This is a genomic window from Paenibacillus sp. FSL F4-0243, from assembly GCF_037963295.1.
Classification (GTDB): domain Bacteria; phylum Bacillota; class Bacilli; order Paenibacillales; family Paenibacillaceae; genus Paenibacillus_AQ.
Map to the genome: position 1 here is coordinate 4,757,089 of NZ_CP150151.1, position 20,190 is coordinate 4,777,278.

At 44.8% G+C, this 20,190-nt stretch carries 14 protein-coding genes; 1 reads left to right on the forward strand and 13 read right to left on the reverse strand.

Annotated elements, in window-relative coordinates; translation table 11 throughout:
* Positions 1-44: 44 nt before the first annotated feature.
* The 3 genes from NSS87_RS21215 to NSS87_RS21225 all read right to left on the reverse strand — a co-directional run bounded on the left by NSS87_RS21215 (position 45) and on the right by NSS87_RS21225 (position 4,120).
* Positions 45-881, reverse strand: coding sequence for a GDSL-type esterase/lipase family protein (locus NSS87_RS21215; RefSeq protein WP_042190053.1), 837 nt, complete (start codon positions 879-881; stop codon positions 45-47).
* 248 nt (positions 882-1,129) lie between these two features.
* Positions 1,130-1,897 (reverse strand): CAP domain-containing protein, encoded by a 768-nt coding sequence (locus NSS87_RS21220; protein ID WP_339242636.1) that lies wholly within the window; start codon positions 1,895-1,897, stop codon positions 1,130-1,132.
* A 258-nt stretch (positions 1,898-2,155) separates the two neighbouring features.
* Positions 2,156-4,120 (reverse strand): WG repeat-containing protein, encoded by a 1,965-nt coding sequence (locus tag NSS87_RS21225; RefSeq protein WP_339242638.1) that lies wholly within the window; start codon positions 4,118-4,120, stop codon positions 2,156-2,158.
* A 240-nt stretch (positions 4,121-4,360) separates the two neighbouring features.
* Here NSS87_RS21225 and NSS87_RS21230 point away from each other — a divergent pair, with 240 nt between their 5' ends.
* On the forward strand, positions 4,361-4,630 hold the full coding sequence (locus NSS87_RS21230; RefSeq protein ID WP_339242640.1) for a hypothetical protein: 270 nt from the start codon (positions 4,361-4,363) through the stop codon (positions 4,628-4,630).
* Positions 4,631-4,681: 51 nt separating this feature from the next.
* Here the strand turns inward: NSS87_RS21230 and NSS87_RS21235 are convergent, their stop codons facing one another.
* The 10 genes from NSS87_RS21235 to NSS87_RS21280 form a co-directional block, all read right to left on the reverse strand.
* A complete protein-coding gene (locus NSS87_RS21235) occupies positions 4,682-4,930 on the reverse strand; it encodes a hypothetical protein (RefSeq protein WP_339242642.1) in 249 nt (82 codons plus the stop codon).
* 641 nt (positions 4,931-5,571) lie between these two features.
* Positions 5,572-6,579: a galactose/methyl galactoside ABC transporter permease MglC gene (gene mglC, locus NSS87_RS21240; RefSeq protein WP_042190061.1), complete on the reverse strand. Its 1,008-nt coding sequence runs from the start codon at positions 6,577-6,579 to the stop codon at positions 5,572-5,574.
* A gap of 52 nt (positions 6,580-6,631) precedes the next feature.
* Positions 6,632-8,143 carry a sugar ABC transporter ATP-binding protein gene (locus NSS87_RS21245; RefSeq protein ID WP_042190063.1) on the reverse strand — a complete coding sequence of 504 codons (1,512 nt, stop codon included), beginning with the start codon at positions 8,141-8,143 and terminating at the stop codon, positions 6,632-6,634.
* A 145-nt stretch (positions 8,144-8,288) separates the two neighbouring features.
* Positions 8,289-9,365 (reverse strand): galactose ABC transporter substrate-binding protein, encoded by a 1,077-nt coding sequence (locus NSS87_RS21250; RefSeq protein ID WP_283908245.1) that lies wholly within the window; start codon positions 9,363-9,365, stop codon positions 8,289-8,291.
* A gap of 284 nt (positions 9,366-9,649) precedes the next feature.
* Positions 9,650-10,672: a substrate-binding domain-containing protein gene (locus tag NSS87_RS21255; RefSeq protein WP_076284597.1), complete on the reverse strand. Its 1,023-nt coding sequence runs from the start codon at positions 10,670-10,672 to the stop codon at positions 9,650-9,652.
* The gene (locus NSS87_RS21260; protein WP_339242647.1) at positions 10,669-12,498 is read right to left on the reverse strand and encodes a sensor histidine kinase; all 1,830 of its coding nucleotides are present in this window, start codon (positions 12,496-12,498) and stop codon (positions 10,669-10,671) included. Before NSS87_RS21260 ends, NSS87_RS21255 begins: the two co-directional genes overlap by 4 nt.
* A gap of 2 nt (positions 12,499-12,500) precedes the next feature.
* The gene (locus tag NSS87_RS21265; protein ID WP_042190068.1) at positions 12,501-14,153 is read right to left on the reverse strand and encodes a response regulator; all 1,653 of its coding nucleotides are present in this window, start codon (positions 14,151-14,153) and stop codon (positions 12,501-12,503) included.
* A 157-nt stretch (positions 14,154-14,310) separates the two neighbouring features.
* Entirely contained in the window at positions 14,311-14,775 is a 465-nt protein-coding gene (locus NSS87_RS21270; RefSeq protein WP_231573317.1) for a GNAT family N-acetyltransferase, read from the reverse strand.
* The gene (gene purT, locus NSS87_RS21275; RefSeq protein ID WP_042190070.1) at positions 14,765-15,955 is read right to left on the reverse strand and encodes a formate-dependent phosphoribosylglycinamide formyltransferase; all 1,191 of its coding nucleotides are present in this window, start codon (positions 15,953-15,955) and stop codon (positions 14,765-14,767) included. Before purT ends, NSS87_RS21270 begins: the two co-directional genes overlap by 11 nt.
* A gap of 149 nt (positions 15,956-16,104) precedes the next feature.
* Positions 16,105-19,791 (reverse strand): dynamin family protein, encoded by a 3,687-nt coding sequence (locus NSS87_RS21280; protein ID WP_339242650.1) that lies wholly within the window; start codon positions 19,789-19,791, stop codon positions 16,105-16,107.
* Between the last annotated feature and the right edge of the window lie 399 nt (positions 19,792-20,190).

A 20,190-nucleotide genomic window follows, 5' to 3' on the forward strand; every position in this document is an offset into this window, starting at 1 on the left:
AATACAAATCATCATTCTTAGAAAGCTGGCTCTCACTTCTTTTTCTAGTGTATAGCCTGAATGAATCGCTCTCCAATTCGTTGATAGCCATCCCCATTCGGATGAAAATGATCCGTTGATAAGTATTTGTCCAAATGCTTGTTAAACAAGTCGAAGGTTGGAACCAATGTCATATTGCTGTGCTTATTAATAATATCCATTGCCGCATTATTCCACTTCGCAACCGCCTGATTACCTGGTACAAGTAGATCTGGTATATCACCAAAGGGATTGTATAACCCCATATAATAAATTTGAGCGTTTGGATTGATTTCCGTGATTTTCTCCAGAATCTTACCTAATCTTTCTACTGCTTCCGGAAGGGCTGCTAGCAAAGACTCTGGAGTCAGCTCTTGATCAGTCGTGGATTCACTTTGAAGTGCGCCACTATTCTGCAAAATATTGGAGTCCTTGAATAAATCATTCCCTCCGATCGAGAGCAGAATGACATTCGCCATATGCAGCGCGTAATCTATACCATCTTCATCCAGCTTGCTTTGCAGTCCTGCAGTTGTTAAACCATTAATTCCCATATTACCCAGTAAATCAACTTCGACACCTTTAGCGGATAAACCACTAACCGTACGCTTAACAAATCCTTCTCCGGTGTTATCACCAGTTCCCTTGGCTAGCGAATCTCCGAGAGCAACAACTTTGAGCTTCTTAACCGTCTCCGTCACTGGAGCGGCTGTTTGCTGAGGTAAGTTGGTCCCTGACGCTTCTCCAACCGGATAGATGATGTCTCTGACCGCATAAACTAAACCTACAATTAGAATTATTGTTGTTACTATGGAAATCAGGCTAACCGTGCGCCATGTCCACTTTGAATCATTCAAAGCCATCCCTCCGTGTGCCGTTCTATTATGTATTGTTCCACATTTTACAAAGATCTTAACTATGTACATAAACATAAATCTTCCATACCGGTTTTGCAAATGTCTAAAATAGAAATAAATCCAGCTAATCCGCTTATTTAACCCGAATCTGAATACGAAAATTCTCAAAAAAATTTAGCGATTAAAGTTTTGGTACAAAAAAACGTTCCCCGATTTTCATCGGAGAACGTTTGATTCCAGCAACTTTTTTTCAATTATTTACCAATAAATTCTTGAACCCAATAGTTATTGTCATACCCTACACCGATATAATTGAAGTTAGCATTCAAAATATTAGCCTTGTGACCAGGACTATTCATCCATGCTTTCATTACTTCTTCTGGTGTTTTTTGACCCATGGCGATGTTCTCGCCTGCAGCGTTATAAGTGATACCAAAGGATTTCATCATATCGAATGGTGAACCATACGTAGGTGAAGTATGTGAAAAATAGTTATTAGTACGCATATCCGTAGCTTTTGTAGCTGCTACTTTATGAAGGCTGTCTAGTCCAGCAACAGGCTTCAAACCAGCTGCTGCACGCTCTTTATTTACCAGCGTTACGATCTGTTGAACATAAGTTCCTTTATTGCTCACAGCACCTGTAGTAGGTGTAGTTTCTGTAGGTTTAGTTACAGGTTTAGTTACATTAGTCGTATCCGAAGGCTTAGTTACAGGCTTAGTTACAGGCTTAGTTACAGTAGTCGTATCCGAAGGTTTAGTAACCGGAGTTCCGGTAGATGTATCTTTATTTGGAACCGTTCCTGTTTGAGGCTTGGACACCACGATTGTGCTATTAAAAATAGGGAATCCCTGTAAGTTAGCTTGTTTTAAATATTGTAAAACTTGCTCATAGCTAGTACCTGATTTAATTACTGTTACCTCAGTTGAGGCCGCATTCGCTTCGAGTGGAAGAGAAATACTAAGTGCCATAACAGCTGCTACACTACCACCAATAATTGCTCTTAATCTCTTGTTCTTCATTCTGCCATCTCCTCTTTCTTGTGTGTACTATATGCTTCTGCTTAGAGTGACCAGCTACAAATGTTACAAAGTTGTAATTTATTCCTCAGTCATTGTAGCATAAATCTATCAGCTGTGCTCTTCTAATTTTTAACATTTACCAGTCTTGATTGTAAGTTTCCTGAGCATGAATTGCATTCGATATTGGCGTTAAAAAGCAAAAAAAGTCGCCATTCTCGAGAGAATAGCAACTTCTATGTGCTAATAGATAATAAGTAACTAGTGAAACGATTGCCAAAATTCTCCCTCAGTAGAGATAAGTCCCATAATTTCTGCATAAGGAATACGGAAAGTAGGAAAACCCGCAGAATAAGGAGCAATCTCATAAGGTGCGAAATAAAGATATAACGCTTCATTATCTACAAAGAAAGGCTGATCTGAGGTAATTCCTTTATACGTATCCGGAAAAACATAGGAGTACTCAGGATCGTTCTCAATCTGCTTACCTACGATTTTACTGAGCTTCTCCACGTATCTACTTCCTGGCTTGAACAAATCACCTAGCTTATAGAACCTTCCGTTACGTACATTAGTATGTGTATAGATTTTGGTAGGCATGCCGTGGGCTGCTCCAAAAGGATAACGGTAACCCGTTAACTCCAGCACTAGAAGGTTTTTGCGGAAAAAGGACACTGAAAAATCACCATTATAACTGAAATCCTGTGTTGCTCCATTACTACCCGGGTCTTCGACTAGCGAAAGCTTCCGTAATTTATCATTAACCTCTCTAGAAACTTCCGCGCTTGCAATTCCTTCAACAACCGGATAGTAAACCAGATAATCCCTGTTCGGTTTGTACTTCTTCTCGACTACGGAATATGGAGGTCTCAGTGGGATGACTCCATTTTGCCTCCAAATCTGCTTCCCTTGACGATCATAATATGCTGTACGTTGATCTATATCTGCTCTAATTAGGCGTCCACTGAGGGTAAGTGTTCCCGTCCCTTGAATAACTGGAGGCTGAGCTGCTCTTTTTCCAGTTCGATCTATAAAAAAAGTCTCCTTAGCATCATATACAGATGCCAGTCCGTCCTGATAATTATTCACACCAAGCAGGGTATGATTGCTCAGAATTGCTCCTGTCTCTGCATCAGCGATAATGTAACGTGAGCCTCGATAAGGTTGACTAGGGAATATTGGTGTTCCTATAGCTGCTCTGCCTTCACCAAGCTGCAGGACTTCATAATATTTCGCGGGGATAATCATTTTTCCTTGTTTATCAATCAGCCCGTAGGCGTTGCCATAGTTCTCAGCGGTATTCACCACTGCACGCCCCTCAGAGAAAGGTAAGGCAGAAGTAAATTGTGGCTGAATAGCTACTGTTCCATCCGTGTTTAAATAGCCGTACTTACCGTTCTCAGTCGCTTGATAGGAGAGCAGCCCATCACCCGGACTCCCTACGAATGGATGATTGTACGTATAGAGAATCTTCCCTTCAGGATCAATGAGTGCGTACTCTCCCTCTTTAATCTTGACCAAAGCCACACCATTCATGAAATCATTGGCGTCCACATAAATTGCAGGCAAAACCTCTTTGCCTTGCGCATCTACATACCCATATAGTGATGGACCACCCGTTGTATTTTGTTTCGAAAATAATGCAAGTCCCTCATGCAATGAGTTTAGATAATCATAACGGGCTGGAGTCACCTCTTTACCTTTTTCATCGATAAATGTGTACCCTTTCGCATCTGATACTACTGCGCGTCCTTCCGAAAAAGGCGCAATGAACGAGTAAATGGGCTTCACCCGCTCCCTTCCAGAGCTGTCGATCAGTCCGCTACTGTTTTTTCGTTGTACAATTGCTAGCCCGTTCTTCTGAAAATCCTCAGCATATTCGTATCTAGGTTCAATCTGAGCACGACCTTCGTCGTTAATATATCCCCAGAGCATACCCTCTTTAAGATTAAAAGGCGCCGGATGTAGCCCAGTATTCCTTAATTCGTCGTCCACCCACTCCGGTAATACATACGGCGTCTCATAAGGTTTATTAGAGTAGTCTACACGATATAATCCCGCCTCTGCCGGGATCGTAACGAACAGCTCCTCTTCTGTGCGTATGAAATCTTCTTCTTGCTGCGTAATATATTCGTTCCAGCCAATACCGTCCCATCTCCATACATCCGCTTGCAATGGACCATTGTCATTCCCTTTCCCCAGCTCATTCAATCTAATCCTTAACATCCAGTCGCTCCCCTTTAACAAAGGCATTTGCCTATAGAATATGGGAGAATGTTGGTTTATGTGATTTTGATCTTTGAGGTGTGGGAGAAGGGTTAGGGTGTGTAATAGGTGTTGCGTGAGGGAGAACGTGACGGCGAGACTGAAAGCTGTGCAAGTGGTGAGGCGGGGCTTGCGTGAGCGGACACTAACGGGCGGAGGGACTGGGATGGAGCACGCCTGGAGCGAGGAGTAACGTAGGATGTGCAGAGTAAGTATGTGGGTGGGTTTGATTTTGTGCGAGATGTGTTGAGTGAGCACGGAAGTGCGATTGATGTGATGATGCGGTATGTGCTGAGCAGTCGCTCCACGAACGGAATGTTACTCCCATCGCTGCTGTCTCCAAATTTCTTGATTTGCACCTCAGTTTCGGATGAAATTCGGAAACAAAGGCGAACGCTACTGCTTGTACGCAATCATTCTGTTCTCTCCGCTGCTATCAGCGTGTTTCGTCAACACTATCTCACTATGTAGCTCGTTTCTATCGATTCAAGGCTGTTACACCTCCTGTTCTTCAACATTAGCTCATTTCGGTATTTCTGGTGCATTTATACCCCTAATTCTTCCATTATGGCTCTTTTCCGCTATTTCTGGGGCATTTATACCCTTTATTCTTCCACTTTGGCTCTTTTCCGCTATTTCTGGGGTATTTATGCCCTTTTTTCTTCCACTTTGGCTCTTTTCCGTTATTTCTGGGGTATTTATGCCCCTTATTCTTCTTTCACTTTGGCTCTTTTCCGGATTTCTGGGGTATTTACGCCCTTGTTTCTTCACGCTTCCGCTTCATATAGCTCATTTTCGTCGATTCTAAGGGATTTTTACCGTTCATTTGCCACATTTCAAACAAAAACAAGTGAAGTTTCTGCATGTAATATAAGTTGGTCTTAGACGTGGCTAAGTCGCTATAGGATTACTGGCGGAGTAGGCGAAGGTGTTCGCACGAAGGTGTTGGCACGATGTTGTTGTAGCAGTATTGGGTATAGTGATGTTGGTTGTGACGGTGTTAGTTGCAGCAGTGTTGTTGTAGCGGTATTGGATGTAGCAATGTTGGTTGTGACGGTGTTAGTTGTATCAGTGTTTTTGCGGCAGTTTTAGTTATAACAGTTTTGGTTGTGGCAGATTTAGTTGTGACAGTGTTAGTTGTTTGTTTTTACCTGCTACTTTTTCGAAGCGAAGCCATCGAAACAGGCATGCCAAAAAGCGTTTGCGATAACTAGCAAACGCTTCTTCTGCCCTACCCCAGCGAGGTGATAAGGATAACGGAGGGGAATTTTGGAGCTGTAGAAACGAAGTGGTCGCCTTTGTTCTCAGATTCCAACCGCTAACGCGGTATCAATCAAGGAATCTGAGAACAACAGCGATCGTAAGCCCAATATTCCCCGGAGTTAGCCCTTAATCACCACGCGACCACGCTGCTACTTCTTCGAAGAGTACTTCCGCATATCAAATGCGACAGCGGCTATAATAATCAAACCTTTGATAATCAACTGATAGTACGGGCTAATGCCGATAAAGGTCAGACCATAGTTAATGAGAGTAAAGATGATAACCCCCACTAGAACACCCGGCACAGTACCGATACCCCCGGTTGTAGATACACCACCAACTACACAAGCTGCAATGGCATCAAGCTCATACATGTTACCGTAGTTATTAGTTGCTCCACCTGTTCTAGCAGCTTCCAGAACGCCTGCCAGACCATAAAGCGCACCAGCAATGGCATAGATGTAAATCAGGTTCTTGGATACATCGATACCGGATACTTTAGCTGCCTGCATATTTCCGCCAATAGCATACATATTCTTACCCAGCTTGGTTTTATTGAATACCACCCACACAATGGCAGCGACACCCAAGGCTATCAGCACGATATACGGGATTGAATATTGGCCGCTCCCGATAAAGCCCGAGCCGATCTTGGTGAAATCAGGACGCAGACCGCCGATTGGCTGGGATTGGTTCGGGTCCATATCAAAGTACAGGGAGTTCAGCCCGTACACGATTAGCATTGTACCCAAGGTAGCGATAAATGGCGGAACATGAAGCTTGGAAACGACAATACCATTTATAAGTCCACAGAGAAGACCAGCAACGATAGCAATTGCTATAGGAAGGATTACTTCCACTTGCGGAAGATCTGGAAAAAAACGACGGGAATAGTCTGGGATTTGCAGCATGGAAGCGGAGATAACCGCCGTAAAACCAACCACCCGTCCAGCGGACAAGTCAGTACCTGCCGTAATAAGGATAAAGGCAACCCCAAGCGCGATGATAACGCGTGTAGACGACTGAATCAGTACGTCACGCAGGGTGTTGATGGACATAAAGTTTGGATCATATATGATGATCCCCATAATCAGCAGTACCAGCACAATGTAAATTGCGTTTTGAGTCACAAAGGATTGAGCTTTTTTAACGTTCATTAGTAGTGATCCCCCTTAAAATTACGCAAACATATTCTCCTATCCGTACTCCTTAATGCTGTGCAGCGAGACGCATAACTTCGGTTTCCGTAGCTTGCTCGCCTTCTAATATTCCTGTAAGCCGTCCTTCCGACATGACCATTACACGGTCAGACATTCCGAGCAGCTCCGGCATTTCAGAGGAGATCATAATGATACTCTTCCCTTGCTGCGCCAAGTCGGCAATTATGGAGTAAATCTCGAATTTAGCCCCTACGTCGATACCACGGGTCGGCTCGTCCAGAAGCAGGATTTCGGGCTCAGTAAGCAGCCATCTAGCAAGCAAGACCTTTTGCTGATTACCACCAGAAAGATTCATGATTAGCGTTTTGGTTGTAGGTGTTTTAGTTCGTAATTTTTCAATCATTTTATCGACTTCAACTTTTTTCTTCTTGCTATTCAGCAGGAAGTACGGTTTTTGATAACGATGTAGATTAGCAATCGCACCATTCTCATGAACAGACAAGACTGGAAATATGCCTGTTACACGACGCTCTTCGGTAAGCAAAGCCATTCCGTGTTTCTTAGCATCTTTCGGAGAATTAATAGTAACATCCTTGCCTTTAATAGAGATCGTTCCGGATTTCAAGGCTCGCAGACCGAACAACGCCTCAATTACCTCAGTTCTCTGGGCACCTACCAGACCCCCAATACCAAGGACCTCTCCACGTCTTAATTCGAAAGACACATCTTTAAAAGATCTTTCCTCCGGAGAGGTTAAGCCTTCCACTTTCATGTATACTTCACCAGGTACGTTGAAGCGTTCAGGGAAACGGCTGGTCAATTCTCGGCCCACCATTTTGGAAATGATAAGATCTGTAGTTAATTCTGCCGCTGGCCAAGTTCCGATTTTTTTACCGTCACGCATAATAGTAACTTCGTCAGAGATTGCAAGAATCTCTTCCATTTTGTGAGATATATAGATAATAGCTACGCCTCTACTTCTGAGATCCCGTATGATCCGGAATAAATGTTCCACCTCCACACTGGTTAGGGAAGAAGTGGGTTCATCCATTACAATAACTCGGGAGTGAAAAGAGACAGCCTTCGCAATTTCAATGGATTGGATTTTGGATACGGAAAGCTTACCCACTAATGTTTCGGGATTCAGGTCGATATCCAGATCTTTAAACAAATTTTCCGTGTCAGTGAACATTTTCTTATGGTCAATAAACTGAATCGGTCCGATTCCCTTCGTTGGAAAACGTCCTAGCCAGATATTCTCCATAACACTTCGGAACGGCACGGGATGCAGCTCCTGGTGAATCATCGAAATACCACTTTTTAACGCATCATTTGAACTGCTGATGGAAGCCTTCTCGCCATCCAAAAAGATCTCACCGGCATCCGGTGAATAAATACCAAAAAGACATTTCATAAGTGTGGACTTACCTGCACCATTCTCGCCCATAAGGGCATGCACCGAACCCGGTCTGACCTTTAAACTAACATCATCCAGCGCTTTGACGCCGGGGAATTCTTTAGTAATGTTGTTCATTTCCAGCAAAAACTCAGCTTTTTCCATGTTGTTACGCCCCCTACGCTTTTTTTCTTTTTTATGAGAGGCACAGCGGTTCCATCCTGTTCCCTGCCTAAAAGAAATACCGAGGAGCGGTTATCCGCTCCCCGTGCTGTCATATGATCATGAGTAACTCTGTAGCCGATGTTAATTACTTAGCGTCAGCTATGTTGTCTTTCGTAATCTTTTTGTAGGAAATCCATACGTATTGGTTGTCAGTGATATCAAAGCCTACATTGTCTTTCGAAGGCGTTTCGCCTTTAGCAAGCAGAGCAGCAACTGTGATGGCAGCCTTACCTTGGTTGTTCGCATCATTCAGCACCGTACCGAGCATTGTTCCATCTTCCAGCGCTTGAATCGCAGGAGCAGTTGCATCCACACCTACTACCGGCATGAATTTGTCACCCGTAAAGTAGCCAGAAGCTTTCAGAGCTTCGATTGCACCGAGGGCCATATCATCGTTGTTAGCAAGAACAGCTTCAATTTTGTCGCCGTGGGAGCCAAGGAATGCAGCCATTTTTTCTTGTCCTTTTACGCGATCCCACATTGCTGTATCTTCAGCCAGTTTCTCTACCTTGATTCCTGCATCTTCGATAGCTTGAATAGAGTAAGTAGTACGAAGCTCAGCATCTTGGTGGCCTGGTTCACCTTTCAGCATTACATATTGGAGAACTCCGTCGCCGTTCTTGTCCGCTTCAGGATGTGCTTTCCAGTAGTCAACAATCAGTTGGCCGGACATTGTACCGGATTCTTCTGCTTTCGCACCTACATAATAAACTTTATCCCATTTCTTCATATCTTCAGGAAGCGGTTCGCGGTTAAGGAATACCACTGGAATGTTTGCTGTTTTTGCTTTTTCGATAATGACGCCAGCAGCTGTACGGTCAACTGGGTTAATCAGCATCCCGTTATATTTTTTAGTGATGAATAAGTCAACCTTGTCATTTTGTGTGGGTTGTGAATTTTGGCTATCTACGATATCTACTGTAGCGATGCCTTTAGCCGCACTATCGATAGCGTTACGAACACCTGTCATAAAAGTATCGTCAAATTTGTAAATGGCGACCCCAACTTTAGGCGTTTCTGTTGTAGTGCCCGAGTTCTCAGTCTTTGGAGCGTTAGTTGCCTTGTCTGCAGCATTATCTGTAGTTTTGTTGTTGCCACCACAGCCTGTCAGAGCAGCACCCAGCAAAGCACTAGCTAATAGAACGGAAGTGATTTTTTTCATTATTCATTGACCTCCTATTTATACTTCTTTTTTTTGTTTGCCCCTGATCGTCTCGGGTACATCCATATTATGCCTCACCTGAAAACGCTTGCGAATATAAAATCCTACTCATTACTATAAAAATTCTAATGAACCCAAGAAGAAATATAAGGATGATTTTCATTAAAAATTTATACTTTCTTATATTCTAAAATAAAAAACGAATACCGCCCCATTCAAGGATGGTATCCGTTACACGAAACGTATAAGCATAAACGCCTTCGGCGCCTATTCTAAAACAGCTCCTATCTAACAAACGGAAATAACAGCTTTTGATTCTCAGGCCACAGCATATTGTCCAAATCAATTAACTTTGTTCCTGTATCGACGCGTTCTGGTACATCGATTCCTTCGATCACTTCAACGGCATGTTTTACAGCCAAATACCCGTTGCTAAAAGGATTTTGGATCACTGTTGCTTGAACAGTACCGTCCTGCAGCAATTCCATCATGGAAGGAGAGCTATCAAAGGCTACCATTTTTATATTTTGCAGCCCCCGACTTTGGATAGCCATTGCCGCCCCCTGTGAAGCAGTCTCATTCAGGCTCGCGATTCCTCGAAGATTCGGATGCTTCAGCAGCATCAGTTGTGTAAGATCTTCTGCATCCTTAATACTGGAGGTCGTGTATGAAATCTCAACCACTTGTATATTCGGATAACGTGCAGTGTAATTTAAAAATCCCTTCTCCCGCTCCTCCGCGTCTCTTGCACCATACTCAATGCCGTTAGAAGACTCCAGCTTCTCACTCTGCGTTGAATTGGTGAAGTTAATAATACCAACCTCGCCGTATCCTTTTAACAGCTTGATCAATCGTTCTGCAGATTTTTGACCCGCTTCATAGCCGTTCGAGCCAATATATGTCCTTACTCTTGCTGAACCTACTTCCGCATCTACGGATATGACAGGGATTTTGGAATAAGCCGCCTGATCTACAACCTGAGCAAGCCCCATGTAACTACTTGCAGCTAAAATAATCACGTCTGCTTTTTCTTTTATGGAGTCCTGCACCATTTTCACCTGTTCTGTGATGTCACTCTCGGAGTCCGGAGCTTTGAAGGTTAGTTTGACGTTGAATTCCTGCGCTGCAGCTTCTGCTCCCAATTTAACCGTATTCCAGTAATCGCCCCTGTTCATTTTCACAATAAGATGAATATTACGGGTCTTATTTGTGTTAATGTAATTGGGCGCTGAATTAAAACAAGAGGTAACTGTAGTCCATAACACCGCACACATTAACAAGGTTAGCCAAAAACGAAAGGTTTTCATGACGATGTCTCATCCTCCTTAAGCCCTTCATTGCCTTCGCCTTTTGCTAGTGCCGGGAAGATAAGGGTAACCGTAGTGCCTTCTTCAATTTCACTTTCAAAAGAAAGTCCATATTCACGGCCATAGTACAACTCAATACGCTCGTTCACATTTCTTACGCCTACCCCGGAACCACTCATACTCTTACTGCCGCCTGTCAAAATAACCTTCATAGTCTCCTTGGACATTCCTAATCCATTATCACTAATCCTTATAATGACAAGATTGTCCTTCAGTTCTGCTTGGATAGAGATTAAGCCTTCATCAGGCATCATTTCTATTCCGTGATACAAGGCATTCTCTACAATCGGCTGCAAAATCAGCTTAATCGTCTGACACTGCAGTACTTCATCTTGTGCAATGATCTCGTAGCGGAATTTATTTTTAAAACGAAAGCTCTGAATGACGAGATAATGACGAATATGATCAAGCTCTTCCTGCACGGTAATCATATTATTCCCTTTGCTTAGACTAATTCGGAAAAACTTAGATAAAGATTGAATCATTGTAACGACCTCCTCCGTCTTACCACGCTCAGCAAGCCGGATCACAGAGTTCAAAGTATTGTACAAAAAGTGTGGATTAATCTGGGATTGCAGAACTTCAAGCTCACCCTTACGTTTCGTCTCTTGTTCATAAATAATTTGATCCATCAATTGACGGATACGCTGTAGCATGAGGTTAAAGCGTTTAGACAACTGTTCTACCTCATAGGCGCCACTCACATCGATTCGAGTATTAAGATCCCCTTCTCCTACCTGCTGAAGTGTCCGTTCCAGCTTACGGATCGGACGGGCAATTCGCGCAGACAAAAAGACAGATACGATAATTACACATAAAATAACTACCGCTAAGAACCAGGATAAAAAGTTGTTCAGATCACGCTTGGTGGTCACGATCTCGTCATAATAAGCAACACCTACTATTTTCCACCCGGTTTGTTCTAACGTACGTACTGTAATAAATCGTTTTTCACCTGTAGACTCATCCAAATAGCTACGATAAGCATATTCCAATACCGGCTCCACATTCTCATACTTTAAACCAGCATAAATAAGCTGCTGCTGCGGATGATACACGATGTTGCCTAACTGATCGAGGATGTAAGCGTATCCTCTTTTACCAAGCTTAACCTGCTTACTCAGCTCATCTATGGTGCGAAAGTTAAAATCCATCAGGAGGATACCCGTTTTTAGGACTCCATTTTCCTGATATTGAATGAGTTTACTGATCGACACAACCCAAATATATTGACCTTTAAACAAGTTCTGAATATGGGGCGCTGAATAGGAGATCTCAGATGTTCTTTTGGCCGTTGTAAACCAGCTCTGGGTTTCTAACTGTGTGTTGCTGCGCAACTTCTGTCCTGCTGTACCCACGACGTATTTCCCCTGTGGTGTAAAAACCGCAGCAGAAACCAGATCCTCTCTACTTCCCATTAACATGGCCATTCTTTCCATCAGTAAAGCAGAGTCCACGGAGGGACTATTCGTAATTTGATCTTCTGCAGTTTCAAAAATATTTCGCATTCCTTTTACATAAAGCTCCAAATTGTAGTTCACTTGCTCAATAATCTGCTGCATATTCATATTGGCATTCTCTTCTGCTGTCTTCGCAAACTTGTTATACAGCATAAGGCTGACAACGACGGCTACAAGAACGGCAACGGATGTAAAAGTGAGCGTAATCGTTACTTGAATACTACGCAGCTTAGAGGACAACCGGCGTTTTCCCCCTGTTGGATGCTGCGGCCGCAGTCGAAAAGAATATGGCTTTTCTTGCCGCATAACTACCCTCCTCTGGAGCTATTTTTATACTCTTTGGGAGACTGACCATATTTTTTGCGGAAGCAAAAGCTGAAATAGTTAGGATCAGCAAAGCCAATTTTCTCGGCGATTTCAAAAGCCTTCAGTTCCGTGGAGCGTAAAAGTTCCTTCGCTGCCTCTAATCGGATTTGCAAGAGATAACTAACGAAAGTCATCTTCATTTCCTTCTTAAAAATACTGCTAAAATAACCCGTACTGATATGTAAATGCTGACAGACCTTTCCGATAGAAATATCCGATTCCTCATAATGGCTACGGATGTAATCTTTAGCTTCATCAATGAGCAGCTTATAGCTAGATTGGCGTTCTAAGGCAATAGAGTCCATTAGCCGGCTGCAGATCGTAATAATCCATTGCTTGGCTTCACTCATACTATTGAATTTATTCATCTCACTTAATGAGGAAATGCCAGATCCAACGAACTTAGCAGCATCACTACCGGACTCTTTGGCTACACGCAGGATGGATGTAATAATCTCCAGCAAAAAAATTTGATAATCCTGAGTAGATACCTGCTCAGCATTCAATCCGCCAAATAACTCCTCCACGACCTCCTTAAGCTCCTGTACGGTTCCCATCTTAATCGTTCGGATTAAGGACTGCTGGGTCAATTCATCATAGGCCAAGAGTGTATTCGAACGTGACTCCACATCCTCGATCCAAATGACTCTGTTATTGCCAAGAATGAGACGATAATCTAACGCTTGCATGGCATCTCCAAAGGAGTTAAATAGCATAGCAGGCGAGTGACAAACCGTTCCAGAACCAGCGGTTACCGTTAGCTTAAGAAACCGCTGCACATTGTGGCGGATTTCTTCTAGAATTTCAAAAGTCTTCCCCGTAATTTCAGTTTCTTCTCCTGCATCACAAATGGAAAGAAGCACTACCTCATCACGATGGATAAACACCCTGCCAAAATTATGCTTATTACATAATTCTTCTGCAATATTCAGCACAGCGAAGAGCTGTAAATTTCTCTCTCCCGTATCTCGCAAAGAAATTTGCTTACCTGCGGTAAGGCTAACCGTTTCCCGCTCTGGACGAATATAATCCACACTAATTACCGAGGCTTGGAACCATTTTCCATGTAGATCTATTCCGTATTCCGAACTTTTCTCGTCTATTTCATTCATTCGTAACTTGCGTGAAACTAGTGAAGATAAAAACTGCTCACGCAGCACAGGCAGACTTTTCCGATAATGCTCACTGAGTACAAAAACATTCTCCTTCTCTGCGATTTCAGCCTCTATAGTGGCTCTGACCTTTAGCAGAACATCAATCAGCTCCTGTGAAGAAAACGGTTTCAAAATATACTCATCGATTTGCAGTTTAATCGCCTTCTGTGCATATTCAAATTCATCATACCCTGTCAGAATAATGATCTTGGTATTAGGATGCCGCTCGCGAATCCATTCCGCCAGCTGCAGCCCGTTCATAAAAGGCATTTGAATATCAGTCACAACTACATCCGGGAGTAAACGATCTATCGCATCCGCTGCCTCTCGTCCATTCTCCGCCTGTTCTACAATTTCGAAGCCATAGTGCTCCCAATCAATCTGACTGATGACCCCTTCCCTTACATCTTCTTCATCTTCAGCAAGAATTAACTTGTACATTTCTCATCCCTCTTTGGACACGATTTATTTAGCTGTCATAAAATTCATTCTATATGATTCAAACTATTCCATCTATGGTTAAGTTATTTAAATAGATTTTGAGCAAAAAAAACCATCCCGCCGTAGCTGGGATGGGGATGATCGGAACCTATAAGTATTATAGCAACGCTTTGTTAAAGCGATAGCCTGCTGTCTTTTCGAAACCTAGATGACGATAAAAAGCATGTGCCGGTGCGCGTTCTACGCGGTTACCACTTCTCAAGAAGAGCTGACAGCAACCTTGCTCACGTGCCCATTCTTCAGCTGCGGCCACAAGTCTTTTACCGAGTCCGTTTCCTCTGAGTTCTTCTGATACGATAAGTGCAGTAATCTCAGTGATACAATCTGTCTGTTTGTAATACGAGATTACCTGTCTAAGACCGACCATTCCCACAACTTCATTGTTTAGTTCTGCAACAAGCGTGCATTGGAGATGGTTATTCTCCATGCTTTCCAGTCTCTCTTTCATCACGCTAAGCGTTGTTGGATAGCCGAATTCACGCAGAAGCGCTGTCACTCTCTCCAGATCATTCAAGCCGCATTTGCGAATTTCCAGTACAGGTGCCATGGTACTACTGTTCATCCTCATTTACCTCCACTTTTAGCATAGACGCTGCCTGCTTGGCTACCGTCCGCGCGATTTCCACATTTTCCGCCGCACTTAACGCTACAGCCATCCGCCGCCCTGGACGGACTTCTGGTTTACCAAACACCCGAACCTGAGTCCTAGGTAGATCCAAAGCTTCACCAATTCCGGTCACAACAAAAGCTCGTCCTTCTCCTTCAGCCTTCAGCGTAGCTGAGGCACCTGGTGTCAGTAATTGTACTGACTGGACTGGAAAACCAAGAATAGCTCTGACATGCACTGCAAATTGAGATAAATCCTGCGTTGCCATCGTTACCATCCCCGTATCATGAGGTCTAGGGGACACTTCACTAAACAATACGCCTCGATCCGTCAAGAAAAGCTCCACTCCAAAAATACCAAAACCTCCGAGCTGATCGGTAACTGCCTTGGCAATAGACTGAGCTTCATCCAGAAGTTCCGCCTTCATAAAGTGAGGCTGCCATGATTCGACATAATCCCCGTCCTTCTGAATATGCCCAATAGGTGGACAAAATATCGTGCCAGACACGGACCGCACCGTTAAAAGTGTAATCTCGCTTTCAAAGGTAACGAATGCCTCTACGATAACACGAGTGCCTTTAGCTCTCGCTCCATCCAAAGCAGTGTTCCAGCATTCTTCCGCATCCTCCGGTCTTTTGCAAACACTCTGACCTTTGCCGGAAGAACTCATAATCGGCTTGATGACACAAGGAGTGCCTAGTTCTGCAACGGCTTGATGCAGTTCTTCCAGACTATCTGCAAAACGATAATCCGCTGTTGGCAATCCAAGTTCTTCAGCAGCAAGTCGGCGAATGCCTTCTCTGTCCATGGTCAGACGAGCCGCTCGTGCGGTCGGAACAACGAAGAAACCTTCCTCTTCAAGCTCTTGAAGAGCATGAGTAGCGATTGCTTCAATCTCCGGAACAATAACATCCGGTTTTTCTGAGCGAATAAGCGTTTTAAGCGCCTCTGCATCCAGCATATCAATAACATGTGAACGATGAGCTACACCCATCGCTGGTGCATCGCTATAACGGTCTACAGCTACGGTCTCTACGCCAAGACGTTGAGCTTCGATTATGACTTCCTTACCCAGTTCCCCGCTGCCCAGTAGCAGCAGCTTGCGGCTTTGAGCTGAAAAAGGAGCTCCCCACATTGTCGATTTCAACCTCTTTCGGCAAATTGACTATCTCGTTTCCATAAATTTCTGAAAACAAAACAGTTTCATTGTATATTTTCAGGCTTCTTTATTTTCATCCATCATACGCCAGATTGCAAGTGTTCTTCGACAATTTCCTACAAATTTCAAAGATTTTTGTCTAATCTATCAACGAAAGATTGTTCCAAGAGAGATAATTGGTGACCTAATTGACCCCAATGATCTGCGGATTCACCCCCTTTAAGGAGATCTAACATCGCTTTCTCTTGCTCCGCTAACCCTTCTTGTAGGCGTTCTGCAGCAACCTTTAATTCTCTGGCTATGCAATCGACATAATGCGCAAGCAATTTTTTCTTCTGCTCTGCCGCCGCAACATTAACAGCTTCTTTCACAAGAGGCTCAGCCGCACCTTTGACTTGCTCCCGGCCAGCGCCTTCAAAGAAATAGCGAGGGGATTTGAAATGTCCCCATAAGGTTGGCCATTCCACGGACTGAAGCTGGCATTCCAGCTCACTAGGAGAAGGCCATGCTGCTTCTTCATTCTCCATCAGATGAAACTCTTGAGTAGAGAAAAACAGCTCAGTAGCAGCCGCTTCAGCCGCTTCATGAACAAGTCTACGCCCGGTACTTTCTAGTCGCAGCGTTGTCGCCCATAGCTCTTGCTCCAATTCACGCTTTGTGGTACGCATCAGCTCTGCACCACACGCAGCGAAGATAGCTTTTAAATTTCCTGCGTCCTCACGTAATAATGAGGGGTGGAAAGATTCCTGAAAATTTCTGGTGAAGGAGAAGCTAATTCGTTGACAGACATGATAGATCAGTTCCTCACCTTCATGAACAAGATCTCTGCTAGGACGTTCTTCGGTCTCCAATAGGGAAAGTCTCTTCATAGCCAGCTGACGACGTTCTTGCATTTCTTTTAATCCTGCTTCACGCTCGTTTGCCGCCATGGAAGCGAGATTCTGCCACTCTTCCGCCCTGCGGCGAACAGATGCGATGCTCTCTGCAGCTGCGTTAAGTGAAAGCTGAGGAAGTTCGTCTCCCGCAAAGCTTGATAAGGCTTGCTCAAAATGATGGAAACGGGAAGCCTCATAGCGTGCATAATCATGCTGGGTTTTGCCTTCCAGAGCAAGCAAGCTAGATAGTGCATAAATTCTCGGCGAGCGTAAGCCGCCTGCACGTAAATTTTGAGCAACATGTTCTCGTACCTCTTCCAATTCATCTTCGCCTGAAGCAAGATCAGAAGCGTTGATAATAAAGAACATTTTATCAAGTGCAAAGCTATCTTTAATTCGGCCTAGCTGCGCAAGCAGACCTCGATCTGCTTTTGAAAAGGCGTGGTTGTAATAGGTAACAAAACAAATCGCGTCTGCGTTTTTCATGTAATTAAAGGTTACGCCGGTATGACGAGCATGCAATGAGTCGGCTCCTGGTGTATCCACGAGTACAATTCCGCTTTCGGTCAATGGACAGGCATAATACAGATCAATCCCCTGCACAAAACAGGCTCGGGTCTCCTCTGCTACAAGGCCTCGGTATTCTTCTAAATCAACAATTCGCACCGTTCCCAGCAAGGGCTTAGCTTCTGCCCAGCCAGCCGCTGCTGCCCTTAGAAATCCAGCATGTGGCAACGCAGAAGGATGAATTCCCCTTGCAGGCAAGCTTGCTAGAACTGTTGTCCATGAGTTTTGCTGTGGTTCTCCTAGTTGCAGCACACTGAAGGAATGGCAGATGTCATCCCAGAAATCTGCCATCGTCTTCATTGTGACAACCGCGCTGGCATGGCGGAAGTCACCTTCCGGCGCCAAAATGCGGTTGACCGCAGCCGTGGCAGGATGTGGAGACACGGGCAGCACTTCTTCGCCGAGCAAAGCGTTGGCGAAGGAGGACTTACCCGCGCTGAATGCACCAAACAGCGCGAGGGTAAAGCGGCCGCCGGCGAGATCCTCCGCCCGTGCGGCCAGACTCCGCGCCGCCGATGCCATCGCTGGCTCGCGGCGCAGCAGCTCTGCCGCAGCCGCCAGCGCGTCAGCGGCTGCGGATAGCCGGCGGCGTCCGCCCGCCGGCGAAGCCGTTCCCGCCGCCCAATTTGCGGCGGCGGCACTTCCAGCCGCGACGTTTTGCGGCGGCTGGACCTCCCGCGGTGCGGCGCTCTGCGCAGCCGCTCGCGGGGTTACCCTCACCTCCGGCAGGATGCCGGGGGTGAGGGGCCGGCGCGGCGGCAGCAGCGCCGCGAGCTCGTGCGCGCGGGCAGCTGCCGCGCGGTCCAGCGCGGCTAGCGCGTCAACGGCGCGCGTCTGCGCCGCAAGAGCCAGTTCGCGGCGCTGGAGTACTGCACGCTGCTCCTCCATGAGCGGCGGCAGCTTCGCTAACAGCTCATCGCTCACCGCTAACGCGGCACGGCGGAACTGGCTCTTAATATCAGCCGCAAGTGTGCGGCAGAAATTGAGCAGCGCCTCGCCGCTATACCCCGTTCCCGGCTTAACTGCAGCCGCCAGCCACTCCTGGCTCACCGCCGGGAACCCTTGCTTCAGAGTCGTCTCCGCCTCCTCCTCCCACAGCCCGAGATTCTCCGCCCAATCACGTACCAGCTGAATCAAATGCCATTCCAGCTGAGCGGAAACCTCTCGGGTCAACAGTCCTTGCCAGACTGCCAGTCGTTTACTTTGTTCCTTCTCCCGCCGTGCAGCCGTAGAGAATAACCCTAATCGAAACGTAGGGCTAGCACTTTCCATATAGCTTCCCGACGCCTCTCTTACATCTGCAGGCATTAGATTAGCATTATTAAGTAAGGTGTCTAGGCCAGTTCGCAAACTCGCTCGTGACTGCTGAGGCAACGCCTCAAGTCGTGCCTTCTCTTCTTCGAGTGACTTCAGTTCATTCGTCACTGTCTCTGCATTCGTACCTTCTAGTTCTTCAAGAAGAGCCGCTCTTTCCTCCTGCTGATCTTCACGGAATGCAGTTAGAGAAGAATCCGCTGTATGATGAATAGAACGAGACAAGCTATATTGAAGTAGCTGTTCCTTTTGTTCCAACAGTTCGGTTATAAGGCTGAGTAGCTGATCCCAATGATTAAGAGGATGCTCTTTCTTTTTGAGAGAGGTGAATAGAATTCCCGCACAATGAATCCCCCATTGTTCAAAAGCATTTTCAAGTTGACGTTTATATTCCTCAATGGAAATCTCTTGTTCCCTGTGCTTGTCGATCTGATTAACAATCAGATACAAAGGTTTACCCCAGTCACTAAGATTTTTAGCAAAGGCCAAATTATTCTCTGACTGTACATGGTTATAATCCATCACATAAAATACGACATCAGCTAAATGCAGCGCAGAGCGGGTGGCCGCCTGATGACCATCATCCGTCGAATCTACACCAGGTGTATCCAATAGTACGCCATCCTTACCTAGCAGTGGTATCTCATTCCACACTTCAATTGCGGAATATTCACCACCATTTCGACAGTATTCTTGTAATCTTTCTGGAGTTGTCTCTATAGGAGCAGCATCATTTTTACTTCCTTCAACTCTAGGATAAATAAGCACTCGTGGAACTCCACTGCGAATAGAGACAATATTCGCACTAGTCGGCACAGGTCCAGAAGGCAGCACCGAACTGCCGCAAAGAAGATTGATCATACTGGATTTTCCTGCCGAAAAATGTCCGCAAAAAGCAAGGGTCAGCTCATTCCCACCCTCTTTATGTTGTAAATCTTCATATATACGTTCAGAGCCTTCATCACCCCAGCGATGCATTAATCCACGCAACTGGAAAAGCTGCGATGCCGTTTCACTTAATGTCTCTTTCTCGATTCTAACCTGTTCCGCTCTCACTGACTCTCCACCTCCACTGTTACCATCTAATCATGCTTTGAATATAACCCATTCAAGAATACGAAATCAGACTCATTATTAAAATATAGGAAAGTAAAAGTTTCACATGATACATTATCCTTATATTTCTCGCTTAAACGCTTACCGTCCTTATAAGGACGCCGAAGACGTTTATGCTTATTCAATGTTTATACAGGTGTAATTTCTGTGATGTCACGCAGAACCTTTTTTATAAATAATAATTACAGTTTATCACCAGTTTGACACAAATTAAATACACACTACTTACAAAATAACCTATCATCTCTTACGAAATGAGGTTATTCAAACATCTTTCTGCTTTTTCGCTAGAAAAGTAAGAAACAAAAAAGGAGCCAGCCCTAGGGCCGACTCCTTTTA